The 16357-nt window shown below is 71.2% G+C and carries 17 protein-coding genes and 1 pseudogene; 10 read left to right on the top strand and 8 right to left on the bottom strand.

Translation table 11 applies throughout. The annotated features are described in order from the left end of the window. Window positions 1-66: 66 nt before the first annotated feature. Window positions 67-432 (top strand): ArsR/SmtB family transcription factor, encoded by a 366-nt coding sequence (locus AC0VY3_RS03710; protein ID WP_103511302.1) that lies wholly within the window; start codon window positions 67-69, stop codon window positions 430-432. A gap of 27 nt (window positions 433-459) precedes the next feature. On the opposite strand, the gene AC0VY3_RS03715 is transcribed toward AC0VY3_RS03710, so the two are convergent. After that, entirely contained in the window at window positions 460-795 is a 336-nt protein-coding gene (locus AC0VY3_RS03715; RefSeq protein WP_475548920.1) for an ArsR/SmtB family transcription factor, read from the bottom strand. Between the two features lie 69 nt (window positions 796-864). Here AC0VY3_RS03715 and AC0VY3_RS03720 point away from each other — a divergent pair, with 69 nt between their 5' ends. Next, entirely contained in the window at window positions 865-1173 is a 309-nt protein-coding gene (locus tag AC0VY3_RS03720) for an Rv3488 family transcriptional regulator (protein WP_103511303.1), read from the top strand. Between the two features lie 28 nt (window positions 1174-1201). Here the strand turns inward: AC0VY3_RS03720 and AC0VY3_RS03725 are convergent, their stop codons facing one another. The 4 genes from AC0VY3_RS03725 to AC0VY3_RS03740 all read right to left on the bottom strand — a co-directional run bounded on the left by AC0VY3_RS03725 (window position 1202) and on the right by AC0VY3_RS03740 (window position 5090). Beyond that, window positions 1202-2479, bottom strand: a complete 1278-nt coding sequence (locus AC0VY3_RS03725) for an APC family permease (RefSeq protein ID WP_475548921.1) — start codon at window positions 2477-2479, stop codon at window positions 1202-1204. 80 nt (window positions 2480-2559) lie between these two features. Continuing rightward, window positions 2560-3621, bottom strand: coding sequence for an ArsO family NAD(P)H-dependent flavin-containing monooxygenase (locus AC0VY3_RS03730; RefSeq protein WP_475551632.1), 1062 nt, complete (start codon window positions 3619-3621; stop codon window positions 2560-2562). A gap of 75 nt (window positions 3622-3696) precedes the next feature. After that, on the bottom strand, window positions 3697-4785 hold the full coding sequence (gene arsB / locus AC0VY3_RS03735) for an ACR3 family arsenite efflux transporter (RefSeq protein WP_475548922.1): 1089 nt from the start codon (window positions 4783-4785) through the stop codon (window positions 3697-3699). Next, on the bottom strand, window positions 4782-5090 hold the full coding sequence (locus tag AC0VY3_RS03740; protein WP_023416076.1) for an ArsR/SmtB family transcription factor: 309 nt from the start codon (window positions 5088-5090) through the stop codon (window positions 4782-4784). Before AC0VY3_RS03740 ends, arsB begins: the two co-directional genes overlap by 4 nt. Window positions 5091-5180: 90 nt before the next feature. Here AC0VY3_RS03740 and AC0VY3_RS03745 point away from each other — a divergent pair, with 90 nt between their 5' ends. Both AC0VY3_RS03745 and trxB read left to right on the top strand, forming a co-directional pair. Then, complete coding sequence (locus tag AC0VY3_RS03745; RefSeq protein ID WP_103511306.1) at window positions 5181-5603, top strand: arsenate reductase ArsC; 423 nt, start codon at window positions 5181-5183, stop codon at window positions 5601-5603. After that, window positions 5600-6562, top strand: coding sequence for a thioredoxin-disulfide reductase (gene trxB, locus AC0VY3_RS03750; RefSeq protein WP_475548923.1), 963 nt, complete (start codon window positions 5600-5602; stop codon window positions 6560-6562). The genes AC0VY3_RS03745 and trxB overlap by 4 nt, the downstream gene beginning before the upstream one ends. 70 nt (window positions 6563-6632) lie before the next feature. Here the strand turns inward: trxB and AC0VY3_RS03755 are convergent. Together AC0VY3_RS03755 and AC0VY3_RS03760 are read right to left on the bottom strand one after the other, a co-directional pair. Then, window positions 6633-7055: pseudogene (locus AC0VY3_RS03755) on the bottom strand (SulP family inorganic anion transporter); the annotation flags it as partial. 32 nt (window positions 7056-7087) lie between these two features. Next, window positions 7088-8155: a M23 family metallopeptidase gene (locus AC0VY3_RS03760; protein WP_475548924.1), complete on the bottom strand. Its 1068-nt coding sequence runs from the start codon at window positions 8153-8155 to the stop codon at window positions 7088-7090. Between the two features lie 242 nt (window positions 8156-8397). Between AC0VY3_RS03760 and AC0VY3_RS03765 the strand changes: the two genes are divergently transcribed. From AC0VY3_RS03765 to AC0VY3_RS03780, 4 genes are all read left to right on the top strand, one after another. Continuing rightward, window positions 8398-8928: an Lrp/AsnC family transcriptional regulator gene (locus AC0VY3_RS03765; RefSeq protein WP_475548925.1), complete on the top strand. Its 531-nt coding sequence runs from the start codon at window positions 8398-8400 to the stop codon at window positions 8926-8928. Window positions 8929-9101: 173 nt separating this feature from the next. Next, a complete protein-coding gene (gene ddaH, locus AC0VY3_RS03770) occupies window positions 9102-9902 on the top strand; it encodes a dimethylargininase (RefSeq protein WP_475551633.1) in 801 nt (266 codons plus the stop codon). Then, window positions 9902-11140: an ornithine--oxo-acid transaminase gene (rocD, locus tag AC0VY3_RS03775; RefSeq protein ID WP_475548926.1), complete on the top strand. Its 1239-nt coding sequence runs from the start codon at window positions 9902-9904 to the stop codon at window positions 11138-11140. Before ddaH ends, rocD begins: the two co-directional genes overlap by 1 nt. A gap of 585 nt (window positions 11141-11725) precedes the next feature. After that, window positions 11726-12946 (top strand): S1 family peptidase, encoded by a 1221-nt coding sequence (locus AC0VY3_RS03780; RefSeq protein ID WP_475548927.1) that lies wholly within the window; start codon window positions 11726-11728, stop codon window positions 12944-12946. A 58-nt stretch (window positions 12947-13004) separates the two neighbouring features. On the opposite strand, the gene AC0VY3_RS03785 is transcribed toward AC0VY3_RS03780, so the two are convergent. Further along, complete coding sequence (locus tag AC0VY3_RS03785) at window positions 13005-14123, bottom strand: helix-turn-helix domain-containing protein (RefSeq protein ID WP_475548928.1); 1119 nt, start codon at window positions 14121-14123, stop codon at window positions 13005-13007. A 138-nt stretch (window positions 14124-14261) separates the two neighbouring features. Between AC0VY3_RS03785 and AC0VY3_RS03790 the strand changes: the two genes are divergently transcribed. Then, window positions 14262-15809, top strand: coding sequence for a sigma-70 family RNA polymerase sigma factor (locus AC0VY3_RS03790; protein WP_475548929.1), 1548 nt, complete (start codon window positions 14262-14264; stop codon window positions 15807-15809). Window positions 15810-15854: 45 nt separating this feature from the next. Beyond that, entirely contained in the window at window positions 15855-16337 is a 483-nt protein-coding gene (locus AC0VY3_RS03795; RefSeq protein WP_475548930.1) for a GNAT family N-acetyltransferase, read from the top strand. Window positions 16338-16357: the final 20 nt, after the last annotated feature.

A 16357-nucleotide genomic window follows, 5' to 3' on the forward strand; every position in this document is an offset into this window, starting at 1 on the left:
ATGACTGTCGATATCTCTCCATGTCTGGAGCTTGCCACTTGCATCGACGAGTGTCAACATAGACGTATGTCGAATTCACGGATGGTGGAGCTGCCGGTGACGCCCGTCGGGCAGGTGGAGCCGTGCTGTCCGCCACTCACCTCGGCCGAGCTCTCGCAGGCGGACGCGGAGAAGATGGCCGCGATGTTCAAGGCCTTGGCCGACCCGGTGCGGCTGCGCCTGTTCTCCAAGGTCGCCTCGCACCCGGACGGGGAGGCGTGCGTGTGCGACATCGCCGACGTCGGCGTCTCCCAGCCGACCGTCTCCCACCACCTCAGGAAGCTGCGCGAGGCCGGTCTGCTGGCCTCCGAGCGGCGCGGTACGTGGGTCTACTACAGGGTGGAGCCGTCGGTGATCGCCGGAATGGCGGCTCTCCTCGGCAGTCCCGGCTGACCGGGCGGGACCGCGGGGGCGCCGCGGTCAGTCTCCGTGGCCGGGCGGGCAGCAGCGCGCGAGGTACTCCCCGAGCGCTTCGAGGCGGACGGCCATGGTGGCGCCGTCGGCCCGGTGGTACACCTGCTTGCCCTCCTTGCGGGAGAGGGCCGGCCCGCCGCGGCGCAGCAGGCTCAGATGCTCCGACGCGGTCGACGGCCTCAGGGCGCACGGCTCGGCGATCTCCCCTCTCCCTGGAATGCCGGGAACGAAGGGTGCGCCGTGGCCGCCCGTCGCTGCGACGACCGCCGGCGCGGCGAACTCCCGGCCGCCACCCTCGGCGCGAAGACGGCGGAAAGAGGCTTGGGCCGGGCGGGAGTCCACCACCGGCGACGTAGAATCGCAGGCCGATATCGGTTGCGTCACTGCCCCTCGGGCGTGGAGGTGGGCGGAGTGCGGGAGTTCCAGCGGGGTGCGATGCGGCTGCACATCCTGCACCACGCGGCCGAGGGGGAGATCCACGGTGCGTGGATGACCGAGGAACTGGCCCGCCACGGTTACCGGATCAGCCCCGGCACGCTGTACCCGACGCTGCACCGGCTGGAGGCCGACGGACTGCTGGCCTCCGAGCAGCAGGTGGTCGACGGCCGCACGAGGCGGGTCTACCGGGCGACCGAAGCCGGGAGGGCAGCGCTCGCGGAGGACCGCAGAGCGCTCAGGGAGCTGGCTCGCGAAGTTCTCGGCGACGACAGCGTGAGCTGAACGCAGCACAGGCCGGCGTACGGAGCGCCTACGGCTTCCGATGGCCTGCGGTGAACCGCCGGATGCCGTAGGCCGCGGCGCCCACGGCCAGTACCGCGGCCCCGGTGAGCACCGAGGAGACCGGCAGGGAGAAGGCCAGGACCAGGCAGCCGGTCAGCCCGATCACCGGGACGAGGCGGTGCGGGCGCCCCTCGGCCGGGGTCAGCGTCCACGCGGAGGCGTTGGCGACGGCGTAGTAGGCGAGCACGCCGAAGGAGGAGAACCCGATCGCCCCGCGCACGTCCGTCGTCGCGGCGAGGACCGCCACCACGACGCCGACCGCCAACTCGGCCCGGTGCGGCACCTTGTGGCGGGGATGTACGGCCGCCAGGACGTGCGGCAGGTGCCGGTCGCGGGCCATCGCCAGGGCCGTACGGGAAACGCCGAGGATCAGCGCCAGCAGCGAGCCGAGCGCCGCGACCGCCGCGCCCGTGCGGACGACGGGGACCAGCCGGTCGGCGCCCGCGGCCCGCGCGGCGTCCGACAACGGTGCGGTGGCGTCCGCCAGTTGCTGCGGGCCCAGCACCATGAGGACGCAGACGGCGACGAGGGCGTAGACGGCCAGGGTGATGCCCAGCGCGATCGGGATGGCGCGGGGGATGGTGCGTGCGGGGTCACGGACCTCCTCGCCCAGAGTGGCGATGCGGGCGTACCCGGCGAACGCGAAGAACAGCAGCCCCGCCGCTTGGAGCACACCGCGGAGATCGGCGTCCGGACCGACGTCGAGACGAGCGGCATCCGTCTCGCCGGAGGTGAAGGAAGCGACCACCACAGCGGCGAGCACCGCCAGGACCACCGCGACGATGGCCCGGGTCAGCCAGGCGGACTTCTGTACTCCGGCGTAGTTGACCGCGGTCAGCGCCACCACCGCGGCGACCGCCACCGCGTGCGCCTGTCCCGGCCACACGTACGAGCCGACGGCGAGCGCCATGGCCGCGCAGGAGGCGGTCTTGCCGACCACGAATCCCCAGCCCGCCAGGTACCCCCAGAAATCACCGAGCCGCTCGCGGCCGTAGACATACGTGCCGCCCGAGGCCGGATAGCGGGCGGCGAGCCGGGCGGAGGAGGTGGCGTTGCAGTACGCCACCACCCCGGCGACCGCGAGGCCGATCAGCAGTCCGGAACCAGCGGCCTGCGCGGCCGGCGCCGGAGCGACGAAGATCCCCGCGCCGATCATCGATCCCAGACCGATCACCACGGCGTCGGGCACGCCGAGCCGCCTTCGCAACTCGTCCGGTACGCCGTCGGGGATCGGTCGCCTGCTCATGGCTCACTCCTCGGTGGCTCGGGCACGGCCATTACGGAATACGATATCGGAGGACGATATATGAGCCGCGGGGCGGTGGATCAAGGGAGCCCGAGCAGTTCCACGATGGCTGCGGCGGCGTCGCGTGCGGGACGGCCGACGCCGATCAGGGTCGCTGAGGCCGGTCCGGTCCAGTCGCCGTAGCCGAGCAGGTGGAGGCGCGGCTCCCCGAGTGCCCGGGTGCCCGCGGTGGGGATGTGCCCGCGCGGCCCCCGCAGACCGAGCGGCGCGAGATGGGACAGCGCGGGGCGGAAGCCGGTGCACCAGATGATCGTGTCGGCCTCGGCGCGGGTGCCGTCGGCCCATTCGACGCCGGTCGCGGTGAGTCGGCGGAACATCGGCTGGGCCTTGAGGAATCCGGCGTCACGCGCCTCGCGTACGGGCGGCACGGCGACGATGTCGCCGAGCGAGGCGACGCCTCCCGTGTCGGCGCGGCCTTCGTCGAGGGCGCGGCGGCGCGCGGTGGCGTGGTCGAAGAGGGCACGGCCGTCGACGGAGTCGGCCAGGAACCGGGCCGGCCGCTGGGTGACCCAGGTGAGTTCGGTGGTGCCCACGAGGTCGGCGGCGATCTGCGCCCCGGAGTTGCCGCCGCCGACGACCACGACCTTCTGTCCGGCGAGATCGGCCGGGCGGCGGTACCCGGCGGTGTGCAGCTGGACGCCCTCGAATGCGAAACGCCCGGGAACCGCGGGGAGGAAGGGGCGCCACCACGTTCCGGTGGCGCTGATGACCGCACGCGCCCGCCAGGTTCCGGCGTCGGCCTCGATACGCAGACGGTCGCCGTCGCGGTGGACCGCCTCCACCCGGACGGGGCGGAGGACGGGGAGGTCGTAGCGCTGCTCGTAGTCGGTCAGGTAGCCGACCACGTGCCGTGCGTCCGGGTACGTCTCTCCCGGCTGCCCCGGCATGACACGGCCGGGAAGAGAGGAGTAGGCGGCGGGGGAGAACAGGTGGAGCGAGTCCCACGCGTGCTGCCAGGCGCCGCCGGGCGAGGCCTGGGCGTCCAGGACGACGAAGTCCAGGCCGCGGCGGCGCAGGTGGTAGCCGGCGGCGAGTCCGGCCTGACCGCTGCCGATGACGGCCACGTCGACATGTCTGCTCACCACGGGGCCATCTCCTTCCCTCGCGCGGCTGCCCCGCCGGTGGGGCGGGGCAGCCGAATCCTGCTGTACGACCGGCTACTTGATCTGCGACGGTGTGAACTTCTTGCGCCAGGCGAGCGAGACGTACACCAGCGCCACCAGCACCGGGACCTCGATCAGCGGGCCGACGACACCGGAGAGGGCCTGGCCGGAGGTGACGCCGAAGGTGGCGATGGCGACCGCGATGGCGAGCTCGAAGTTGTTGCCGGCGGCCGTGAAGGCGAGGGTGGCGGTGCGGTCGTAGTTCAGGCCGATCGCCTTGCCGAGCAGGAATGTGCCGAACCACATCACCGCGAAGTAGACGAGCAGCGGCACCGCGATCCGTACGACGTCCAGCGGCTGCGAGGTGATGGTCTTCCCCTGGAGGGCGAAGAGGATGACGATCGTGAAGAGCAGGCCGTAGAGGGCCCAGGGGCCGATCTTCGGCAGGAACGTCGTCTCGTAGGACTCGCGGCCCATCTTCTTCTCGCCGATGCGGCGGGTGAGGAATCCGGCGAGCAGGGGCACGCCGAGGAAGATGACGACGTTCAGCGCGATCTTCCACATGGAGATGTCGAGCTGCTCCCCGTCGCCGAGGCCGAGCCACCCGGGCAGCAGGCCGAGGTAGAACCAGCCCAGGACGCCGAAGGCGATGACCTGGAAGACGGAGTTCAGGGCGACGAGGACGGCTGCGGCTTCGCGGTCGCCGCAGGCGAGGTCGTTCCAGATGATGACCATGGCGATGCAGCGGGCCAGGCCCACGATGATCAGGCCGGTGCGGTACTCGGGCAGGTCCGGCAGGAAGATCCAGGCCAGCGCGAACATGAGCGCCGGGCCGAGGACCCAGTTGACGACCAGGGAGGACGCCATCAGCTTGCGGTCGCCGGTGACGGCGTCGAGCTTGTCGTAGCGGACCTTGGCCAGGACCGGGTACATCATGATCAGCAGGCCCGCGGCGATCGGGAGCGAGATGCCGCCGATCTCGACCTTGGCCAGCGCGTCGTTCAGCCCGGGGATCAACCGGCCCAGACCCAGCCCCAGTCCCATGGCGAGGAGAATCCAGACGGCGAGGAAGCGGTCGAGCGTCGAAAGCTTCGCGACGACCGAGGGCTCCTCGGTGGTCGCGGGCGCTTGAGTGGGGGTCACGGACAGGCCCTCTTGTTCTCGGCAGCGGTACGGGCGGATTCGGCCAGATCGGCGAACTGACCGGCGAGCTGGGCGATGACGTCCGGACGGAGCTTGTAGTAGGTGAAGCGGCCGCAGGGCTCGGTCTCCACGACTCCGGCCTCGCGCAGCACTCTCAGATGGTTGGAGAGATTGGTCTGCCGGGCGCCGGTCTCCTCGACGAGGTGGGTGGTGCACAGGGTCTCGCGGGCGAGCAGGGTCACGATCTGCAGACGCAGGGGGTCGCCCAGCACCCGGATCAGTTCAGTGTCGACTGACGTCATCATGGACTGATACTCTCACATCAGTGGTGGCTGACACCATCGGGCGCTGAAGTCATTCGTGCCTGATTTCGCCGTGAGACAAGAGAGACTGTCATGTCCGAGAAGCCCTCTGTCCTGTTCGTCTGCGTCCACAACGCCGGCCGCTCCCAGATGGCCGCCGCGTGGCTGTCGCACCTGGCCGGGGATCGTGTCGAGGTCCGTTCCGCCGGGTCCGACCCCGGTGACGCGGTGAACCCGGCCGCCGTCGAGGCGATGGCCGAGGTCGGCATCGACATCTCCGCCGAGACCCCGAAGATCCTCACCGTCGACGCGGTCAAGGAGTCGGACGTCTGCATCACCATGGGCTGCGGCGACACCTGCCCCGTCTTCCCCGGCAAGCGTTACCTCGACTGGACGCTGGAGGACCCGGCGGGCCAGGGCGTCGAGGCCGTACGCCCGATCCGCGACGAGATCAGGAAGCTCGTCGAGAACCTGATCGAGGAGGTCGCCCCGGCGAACCCGGAGCGGACCGCATGAATGAGATCCGGGAGGTCGTCATCATCGGATCCGGCCCCGCCGGATACACCGCCGCCCTCTACGCCGCCCGCGCCCAGCTGAAGCCCTTGCTGTTCGGCAGCTCGATCTTCGTGGGCGGCTCGCTGACCACGACGACCGAGGTCGAGAACTTCCCTGGCTTCCCGGGCGGCGTCGACGGCACGGCCCTCATGGAGAACATGCGGGCTCAGGCCGAGAAGTTCGGCGCCGAGATGGTCGACGACGACATCGTCTCCGTCGACCTCACCGGCGAGATCAAGGAGCTCACCGACTCCGAGGGCACCGTCCACCGAGCCAAGGCCGTGATCATCGCGACCGGATCCGGCTACCGCAAGCTCGGCCTCCCGAACGAGGAGGAGCTGTCCGGCCGTGGCGTCTCCTGGTGCGCGACCTGCGACGGCTTCTTCTTCCGCGACCGCGACATCGTCGTGGTCGGCGGCGGCGACACCGCCATGGAAGAGGCCACCTTCCTCACCCGCTTCGCCCGCTCCGTCACCGTCGTCCACCGCCGCTCCACCCTGCGCGCCTCGCAGGTCATGCGGAACCGGGCCTTCGCCGACGACAAGATCTCCTTCGCGTTCGACAGCGAGATCGTCGAGATCAAGGAGGAGAACGGCATGCTCGGCGGAGTGGTCCTGCGCGACACGCTGACAGGCGCGATCCGCGAACTGGCGGCCACAGGCCTGTTCATCGCCATCGGCCACGACCCCCGCACCGACCTCTTCACCGGCCGGCTCGACCTGGACGCCGAGGGCTACATCGTGGTGGAGCCCCCCTCCACCCGTACGAAGCTCCCCGGCGTCTTCGCTGCCGGCGACGTCGTCGATCACACCTACCGCCAGGCCATCACCGCCGCCGGAACCGGCGCGGCGGCCGGACTCGACGCCGAGCGCTACCTGGCCGCCCTTGCCGACAAGGCCCCCGCCCTGGTGGCGAACTGACGCAGGGGTGTGCCCGGCCCCGGCGCTCAGGGCGCCTCGGGGTCGAGCATGTCCCGGACCCGGCGCAGCCCGTCATCAGCGCCTCCATCAGGCCGACCAGCGCCATCGCGAACGCGTACGGGGCGATCGTCGTCAGCGTGTCGAGGGTGAACGGAACGTCCGGCAGGCCCGGCACAGGCAGGCCGGGCACAGGCAGGCCGGGCAGGCACCGGCAGGGCGACGGCAGATCGCCCTTGTCGCCCACGGTCGGTACCACGATGGCCGCGCCGATGGTGATCACGGTGCGGATGGCGATCGAGACGAGCGGGGCCTGGATCACCGTGGTGATCTTCGGGAAGAGCACCATGCGCGCCAGGCCGCCGATGATCGGCGGATGGACGGACCAGGGCGCATCCGTCCTCTCGGGTACCTGGTCCACGAAGATCAGGATGGCGAGCGCGTTCACGAAGCCGACCATCACCGGCCGTGGGATGAACCGTGACGTCCTGCCCACCGGTCCGTCACCCGCGAGCGGTACCCCGGGCGTCAGCCGGTGCGGTTGTAGATCGCCGTACCGGGGCAGGCCGTGACGCCGAGACGGGTGCCGCAGCCGGAGTACTGGAGGGATCCGTTCCACCACGCCCAGCCGCCGATCGTGCGGCCGTTCAGCCAGGTGTACTGGCCGTTGTAGTCGGCGTCGTACGTGCGCAGGGACCAGTGCACGTGGGCGCCGGTCGCGGAACCGCCGGCGCAGGTGTCGGTGCCGATGCTGCCGAGCAGGGCGCTGCGCGCGATCGACGTCCCGTTGTAGTAGGTCGTGTTGTGCAGGTGGTAGTAGTCCGTGGAGAAGCCGCCGGGGTGGATCACCCGGGTCCAGCCGCCGCCCGCGCCGCACATCGAGGTGGCCGTACCCTCACGCGACGAGCGCACCAGACCACTGGCGTTGCCGCCGGCGAAGTCGAGGGAGCTCCAGTAGCCGGTCGCACCGTCATGTGCGTGGGGGCCGCCGGTCAGCGTCATGTAGTAGTCGGGCATCCAGGGCAGCAGCAGCCCGTTGGTGTTGGCCAGGGCTCCGGCGGGCGAGGCCTGGGCGTCCGGGGTCACCTTGCGTTCGGCGTAGGCCGTCATCGTCCGCCGCTCCGCCGTGCCGACCAGCGGGGAGCGGGCCACGTGGTCGGCGAACTCGGGGTCGCCCTCAAGGCCCGGGACCCACCGCCCGTCCTTGCGGTGGGCGATGTAGAGCCAGCCCTCCGGCGCACCGTGCCGCGTGCGCGACGCCTCGACGTAGGCGACGCCGCGGGCCCAGTCGCCCGAGACGTCGCGGACGTCGACGACCACCTTGCGGCCCTCGTCGGCGAGTTTGCCGACGGCGTTACTCGGCGCGAGTTCCCTGGCGTCGTGGGACCGCGAGAGGACGTCCGCGGAGACGGCGTCCAGCAGCGCCCGGCGTTCGGCGCCAAGACGGTCGGCGACGGCGGCCGGCATCTTCACGGCCACCCCGGCGGACGGGTGCCCGGCGCCGGCCGAGGAGTCCGCCGGAGCGGCGGGTGCGGCGGCGAGCAGTCCGGTGACGGCGAGGGCGGTGGCAGCGAGGGTGGTGACGGCGGTTCTCATGTACGCGGACACATTCGGTCTCGGCAGCACGGGAAATCCCCTGTCGTCAGTCAGGTAGTTGTCATGGACCTGATCGAGTTTGGTGCTCCTTGTCAACGCGCGTCAACCAGGCAGGAGTGCCGTCATTTGTCGGCCCGATGACGGCGGAGCCGGGCCGCCGCCATCGCCTGCCGGGGCTCCCCGGCAGGATGGGGAGGAAGGCGGCCCCTTCCCGGGGCGGCACGAGGAGAAGGTCACACCCCATGGCCACGAAGCCCACGCCGTTCGACGAGCTCGACCGGAAGATCGTCGCGACCCTGATCGCGAACGCCCGGGCGAGCTTCGCCGAGATCGGCACGGCCATCGGGCTGTCGGCCACCGCCGTCAAACGCCGGGTCGACCGGCTGCGCGCCACAGGGGTGATCACAGGGTTCCGGGCGACCGTCCGCCCGGCCTCGCTCGGCTGGCGCACCGAGGCGTACATCGAGGTGTACTGCGACGGCGCGGCACCGCCCAGACGCCTGGCGGAGGTGGCGCGCAAATACCCGGAGATCGCGGCGGCCATGACGGTGACCGGGGCCGCCGACGCCCTGCTCCACATCAGGGCCACCGATGTGGAGCACTTCGAGGAGGTGCTGGAGCGGATCCGCAGCGAGCCCTTCATCCGCAAGACCATCAGCTACATGGTGCTGTCCCACCTGCTGCCGGACAGCCCGGAGGCGGGAGCCAGCGAGCCCGCGCCGGGCACCGGGGAGGGCCCGGGCGACGACGGTGACGCACTGAACCTGCTCTGAGTGATGCATCTGCGCAGCATTCCTGCGTATACATGCAGCTCTTCGTTCTTGTCGGGCGTACAGGCCGCTTTCTACGGTGAGGGCATCCCCATCGTCACCGGAGAAGGCGGAGGAGAACCGTGCCCGCAGAACGTGGCCCGCTGGACCATGGCCCGAACCTCAGGCGCTATCTGATGTGCGAGCCCCGCCATTTCGAGGTGCGCTACGCCATCAACCCGTGGATGGACACCGGCACCCCGGTCGATCTCCCGCTCGCCCGTGACCAGTGGCTGACCCTGGTCGAGGCCTACCGGGGTCATGGCCACACCGTCGAGACGATCGCCCCGGTCGCCGGTCTGCCCGACATGGTGTTCGCGGCGAACGCGGCTCTCGTCATGGACGGCAAGGTCTTCGGCTCGTCCTTCCACGCGCCCGAGCGGCAGCCGGAGGCGGCGGCGTACGCGCAGTGGTTCAAGGAAGCCGGGTACGAGGTACACCCCTCCCGGTCGGTCTGCGAGGGCGAGGGGGACCTGGTCCCGGCCGGGCGGTACGTACTGGCGGGAACGGGCTTCCGTACGCACAGTTCCGCGCACCGCGAGGTGCAGGAGTTCTTCGGCAGGCCCGTGATCGGCCTCGACCTGGTGGATCCGCGCTTCTACCACCTGGACACGGCTCTGTTCCACCTCGGCGGGGAGCCGGACGGGGGCGGCGGGACGGACGCGGGGAACATCGCGTACTACCCGGCGGCGTTCTCCGCGGCCAGCCGCGAGGTCCTGCGGCGTCTCTACCCGGACGCGGTGATCGCCACGGAGGAGGACGCCCTGGCGTTCGGCCTCAACTCCCTCTCCGACGGCCGTCACGTCTTCGTCGCACCGCAGGCCCACGGCCTGATCGATGAGCTCGCCCACCGTGGCCATGTCCCCGTTCCCGTCGACCTTTCGGAGTTCCGCAAGGCCGGCGGGGGCATCAAGTGCTGCACCCAGGAGATCCGCTGATGACCGACACCGTCACCCCTTCCTCCGCCGCCTCCGAGACGCGCTCGTCGGAGCAGCTGATCCGGGCCGAGGCCCCGGTGCTCGCCCACAACTACCACCCGCTGCCCGTGGTCGTCGCCCGCGCGGATGGCAGCTGGGTCGAGGACGTCGAGGGCCGTCGCTACCTCGACATGCTGGCGGGCTACTCCGCTCTCAACTTCGGCCACCGCCACCCCGCCCTCATCGAGGCCGCGCACCGCCAGCTCGACGAACTCACCCTCACCTCACGCGCCTTCCACCACGACCGGCTGGCGGGTTTCGCCGAGCGCCTGGCCGCGCTGACCGGCCTCGACATGGTGCTGCCGATGAACACCGGCGCCGAGGCCGTGGAGAGCGCGGTCAAGGTCGCCCGCAAGTGGGCGTACGAGGTCAAGGGCGTCGCACCGGACCGGGCGACGATCGTCGTCGCCGACGGCAACTTCCACGGCCGGACCACGACGATCGTGAGCTTCTCGACGGACGCGACGGCCCGCGCCGGCTTCGGGCCCTTCACCCCGGGCTTCCGGATCGTCCCGTACAACGACCTCGCCGCCCTGGAATCCGCCGTGGACGAGACGACGGCGGCCGTGCTGATCGAGCCCGTCCAGGGCGAGGCCGGGGTCGTCATCCCCGACGACGGCTATCTCACCGGGGTCCGTGAACTGACCCGGCGCGCGGGGTGCCTCTTCATCGCCGACGAGATCCAGTCGGGCCTGGGGCGCACGGGCCGCACGCTGGCCGTCGACCATGAGGGCGTGGTCCCGGACATGCTGCTCCTGGGCAAGGCCCTGGGCGGTGGCATCGTCCCGGTCTCCGCCGTGGTGGCCCGCCGTGATGTGCTCTCCGTGCTCGGTCCCGGTGAACACGGCTCGACGTTCGGCGGCAACCCGCTGTCGGCGGCGATCGGTTCGGCGGTCCTCGACCTGCTGGCCACCGGTGACTTCCAACGGCGGGCCGCCGAGCTGGGCGAGGTACTGGACCGGGGTCTGGCCGCCCTCGTCGGCGCGGGCGTCACGGGCTACCGGGCCCGCGGACTGTGGGCGGGCGTGGACATCGACCCCGCGATCGGCACGGGCAGGGAGATCAGCGAGCGGCTCCTCGCCGAAGGGGTGCTGGTCAAGGACACCCACGGCTCGACGGTACGGCTGGCGCCTCCGCTGACCATCACCGAGGAGGAACTCGGGTCGGCGCTCACGGCCTTGACGAAGGTGCTGTCGTAGCCCGCGCGTTCGTGACGGTCGGCTTCACGGGCTCCAGCGAGCTGCCCGCGGGAATGCGGACACAGCTGGTGGGGGCGGCCTTGCCCGCGAACCGGTCGTCGAGCCAGGACCCCGCGCGCGGGGTCCAGTACGGCATGGCGGAGATCACCCCGGCTGCCTGATCGGCCCGCTCCCGGCTGAGGGGGGGGGCTGCTCCGGCGAGCACGGCGACCGCCGGTCCCGTCCACATCGGTACGGTTCTTCGGCCTGCGTTCACGGCTGCGCCCCTCCTTGTTCGGAAGGCAACTCCACTGTCGGTAAAAGGTGTTCGGATCGGACTCCGACGCGGGCGAAATGCCCGGCCCAAAAGGTCCGCACCAGCGCTTTTCGCTGATCTCTCTACAGTTCTCGGCCAGTTCTGTAGAAAAGAGCCCCACCGCCACTTCTTGTCGCGGCAGTTCCGGCTGCGCCAGAGTTCGAGGCGCGGCGACAGGAACATGTCATCGCCGCCGGGCAGTGTCCATGGAACACATCGCGCTTCCCCAGGCGCGGTGTGGCCACCCCCCCCATTGTCTGGACGCTCGCCTGCGTAGCGGAAGGAATCGCGTGAAGCACAGCAGGAAGAAGAACGCGCGCAGATACATCGTGGCCGCCTCGATCGGCGCCCTTCTGTCGGCCGGAGTCGCCACAGGGGCCTACGCCGGTTCGACGTCGGATTCCTCGGCTCCCTCGGCCCCGGCGTACCAGCCGGAGATGGTCAGGGCGCTCGCCACCACCCTCGGCGTCAGCGAGAAGGCCGCAGTGCAGCGGCTGGACCGCGAGGCCCAGCAGCAGGACCGGTTCGCGGAGCTGCGGAAGGACCGGGTCGACACGCTCGGGGCCTTCTTCACCGCCGACGGTTCGCTGGTCGTCAACGCCGCCGACGCGGAGGCGGCCGATGAGGTCCGCGCCGCGGGCCTCAAGGCCCGGGTTCCCGAGCGCGGTGAGAGCAAGCTCGACCGCATCAAGGCCGAGCTCGACGCCAAGGCGCTCAAGAGCGCCCCGGCCGGGGTGTCCGCGTGGTCCGTCGACCTCGCTTCGGACACCGTGACCGTCGAGGTCAACGGTGACTCCGACGCCGCCACCCGTAGCTTCCTCAAGGCCGCGAAGAGCAACGGCGACGCCGTACGCGTGGTCAAGGGGCAGGAGAAGCTGGAGACCCAGGCCGTCGTTCCGCCCGGCAGCCGGATGACCTTCAACGGCTACCTCTGCTCCGTCGGCTACGGCGCCAAGGACCGTAACGGCAAGCAGGTGCTCGTCACCGCCGGGCACTGCATCGAGGACCTGCCCGAACTGGCCTACAACGGCACCCGGTTCGCCAAGGGCACCCACACCCGCTTCGCGCTGGGCACCCGCAGCGTGGACATGGGCATCGCCGCCGTCGACTCCGGCAACTCGATCGGCCTCGACGTCACCACGTACGGCAGGGCCGGCACCGTCCCGGTCAAGGGCAGCAAGCGGGCCCCCTCCGGCGCGGCGCTCTGCAAGTCCGGCCAGACCACCCGGTGGACCTGCGGCAAGGTCGGCTCGTACAACGTCAGCGTCACCTACACCGACCAGAACGGCGGCCCGGACACCGTCGTGACCGGCCTGGCCAGCTCCAGCGTCTGCACCCAGGGCGGGGACAGCGGAGGCGCGTACATCTCCGGTGACCAGGCCCAGGGCATGACGTCCGGCGGTCCCAGCAACCAGCGCTGCAACGGCCAGGTCAACTCGCCCGGCTCGTCCTACTTCCAGCCGCTCGACGACGCCCTCGCGTACTACGGGCTGACGCTCAACACCAAGTAGTCCACGACAGACACCGACCGACCCTTCAAGGCCCCCCCAGACGCGGGAGACCGTCCACTCATCCTGGGCGGTCTCCCGTTCCACTTGTTTCCGTTCCGCCTGTTTCCGTTCCGCCCGTTCCATTTCCGTAGTCCCACGCCACTCCGTGGACACCGGGCTTGCACCGGGAGGTGAGCACATGGACGTTGTGCGCGTCGCTCAGCGGGATACGCCGCCGGCCGCGCGGCGGGTCGCCGACCTTCTCCCGGACGTAGCGGTGGCAGTCCGTCGGCAGGGCGGCCGGATGGAAGAAGACCTGCTGGAGGTATTCGTGGAGGTTCGTGCGCGACCAGCGCTCGTAGTGGGTGGCCGGAGTGTCGGACGGGCTCACATCGACCGCGTAACTCACCACCGCCGTGTCCAGCTTGGCCAGTTCCCGGCCGAAGTGGATTTCCAGCACCAGGGATGTGAGCCCTTTCAGATACGTGGCTTCGACGAGGCGTCCGCAGGTGACCCTGATGTCGACGGGCTCGGCCGCCTCGTCGTCGAAGCTGAGCACGAAGATCGCCCGGTCCGCCCCCGCCCGGCTGGCCCGCAGCACGTTCGTGGTGGAGATCCCGCTCAGCGTGCCGGTCTCGCCGACCCTGACGATGTCGTGGACCATCAGCGAGCTGGTCTCCTGGTTGAAGTGACGGAAGCGCGCGCCGAGCGCCTTCTCCACCACCGAGTCCTCACCGAGGATCTGCAGCGCCGCCCCCTCCGCGTCGGGCGGGGTGGTCCGGCCGCGCGGGCGGCGCGGTCCGAGCAGCGAGCGCAGGGCTCCGGCGGGCAGCTCCAGGATCTCCTCCAGCACCTCGACCGCCCGCAGGGACCGGGCCCGTTCGGGCTGGCTGCGGCCGCGCTGCCAGCTGCTGAGGGTCGCCTGGCTGATGGTGATGCCGCGCACCCTGAGCCGCTCGCTCACCCGCTCCAGGGACAGTCCGCGGCGGTTCAGGGCCTCCCGCAGGACGCCGGGGAAGGTGTCGGCGCCGGTCGCCGCCGCGTGCAGGGCCGAGGTGGTGATGGCCTCGCCCGTCCGTGCCGCGGTGACATGCGCCTCGGTGACATCCACCTCGGTGGTCCGCGCCGCGCCGAGGCACGTACCGGTGCCCCGCGCTTCGGCTGCGCGCGTCTCGTCGGTGTCCGTTCTGCTCGACATGGCCCTCCCGTTTCCGGCACTCTCTCGGCGGGACGGCCGACAGGCCCCCGCATACTGGTGGACCACCGGACGGGTGGCGGATAACAAATCCCTCAGGGGTGACCTGTCCCACATCCGGCGGCGAACCGAACGAAGGGCGTGAACGGCGTGGACAGCACCGCTCTGGTCATCGCGGCGAGGAACGGCGACCGGGCCGCCGGGGAACGGCTGGCCGCCCAGTACCTTCCTCTGGTCTACAACGTCGTCGGGCGCGCCCTCAACGGCCATCCGGACGTGGACGACGTCGTGCAGGAGACCATGCTCCGGGCGCTGTCCGGACTGCCCTCGCTGCGCGACCCTGCCCGCTTCCGCTCCTGGCTCGTCGCCATCGCCATGAACCAGGTCCGCACCCGATGGTCCGGTCTCGGCCACCGTCCCGCCCCGCTGGAGGAGACCAACGACCCCGCGGACCCCGCCGCCGACTTCGTCGACCTGACGATCCTGCGCCTCGAACTCTCCGGGCAGCGGCGCGAGACGGCCGAGGCGACCCGCTGGCTGGACGACGCCGAACGCGATGTGCTGTCGCTGTGGTGGCTGGAGACGACCGGTGACCTCACCCGGTCCGAGCTCGCCGAGGCGCTCGGCCTTTCCCCGCAGCACGCCGCCGTACGCGTCCAGCGGGTGAAGAACCAGCTCGACGTCGGCCGCACGGTCGTCCGGGCCGTGGCCGCCGACCCCCGCTGCCCGGCCCTGGAGGACCTGCTGGGCGACTGGGACGGTACGCCGACGCCGCTGTGGCGCAAGCGGATCGCCCGTCATGTACGCGGCTGTGCCTCCTGCTCCGACGGCAGTAGGGAGCTGGTTCCGCCGGAGGGCCTGCTTTCCGGGCTCGCCCTCGTGGTGCCGCTCTACGACAGTGGGCAGTCGGCGGCGGCCTTTGCCTCCTCGGCCTCGGCCTCGTCCGCCGCGCCGGCCACCGCGTCCGCCATGACCTCGTCGGCCGCCGCCCCTTCCGCGACCGCCCCTTCCGCGTCGGCCGCGTTCTCGGTCGGGAAGGCGGCGGGGCTGATAGCCGGGGCGGCCGCCGTGGCCGCCCTCGCCGTACTGATCTGGCCCTCCGCCCCCGCCCCGCCCGAAGCCCGGGGCGGCGGCGTCATCCACAGCCCCGCACCCCCGCCGCCCGCGGACGCCCCCGCCGAGCCGCTGCCCTCGCCCTCCACGGTCTCGCCGACGCCTTCGCCGTCGCCGAGCCGGACCGTTGCCGCCTCCCGGCCGCCCGCCACCCCCTCACCCTCCGCGTCGCCCGCGCCCAGCAAGTCGCGCCCCGGCCCGGACACCGGTGTGGTCACCCGGGTCAACACCCTGCGCGCCGCGAACGGCTGCCCGGAGCTGGAGACCGACCCCCGGCTGACCGAGGTCGCCCGGCGGCACTCCGAGGACATGGCCGCACAGAACTACTTCGGCCACACCGACTCCTCGGGTCGGGGCGCGGGCGACCGGGTCGGCGCCACGGGCTACGACTGGTCGGCCGTGGGCGAGACCATCGCGACCGGGATGAGCGATCCGGCGGCGGTGGTCGAGGAGTGGCGCAACAGCCCCGGCCGCGACGACGACATCTTCAACTGCGACTTCGTCCACGTGGGTGTGGGCATCGCCGACTCCCCGCGCGGCCCCTACTGGACCCAGGTGCTGGCCACTCCGAGGTGAGCGGCCGGGGCCGACTGTCAGTGGCGGGTGCCAGACTCGGTCGGCATGGGGAACAGGGCGAACAAGGCGAACGGTGTGCGGCTCAGGGACGTCGTGGAAGCGGACCTGGAGGCGTTTCTCGCGTACGAGCACGACCCGGAGGCGGTCCGCAGATCGCGGTTCCCTCCCCGGGAGCGGGACGCGTTCATGGCGCACTGGAAGACGCGGGTGCTGGGCGACCCCACGAACCTCGTGCAGACGGTCGTCGTGGACGGCGAGCCGGCAGGGAACATCGTGGCCTGGTGGGAGGAGGACCGGCGCTTCATCGGCTATTGGCTCGGCCGTCCGTACTGGGGCCGGGGCATCGGCACCGAGGCGCTGACCGCGTTCCTGGAGCGGGAGACGGCCCGCCCGTTGTACGCGGACCCCGCTGTCGGGAACACCGGATCGGTGCGCCTGCTGGAGAAGTGCGGCTTCGTGGCGACCGGCACGGTGAAGCACGGGGAGAACGAGCACGTCCTCCTGGTGCTGGGCGGCGGGGGCACGTGACCAACGGCCCTGCCCGGGTG

Source organism: Streptomyces sp. iso_384, from assembly GCF_056172905.1.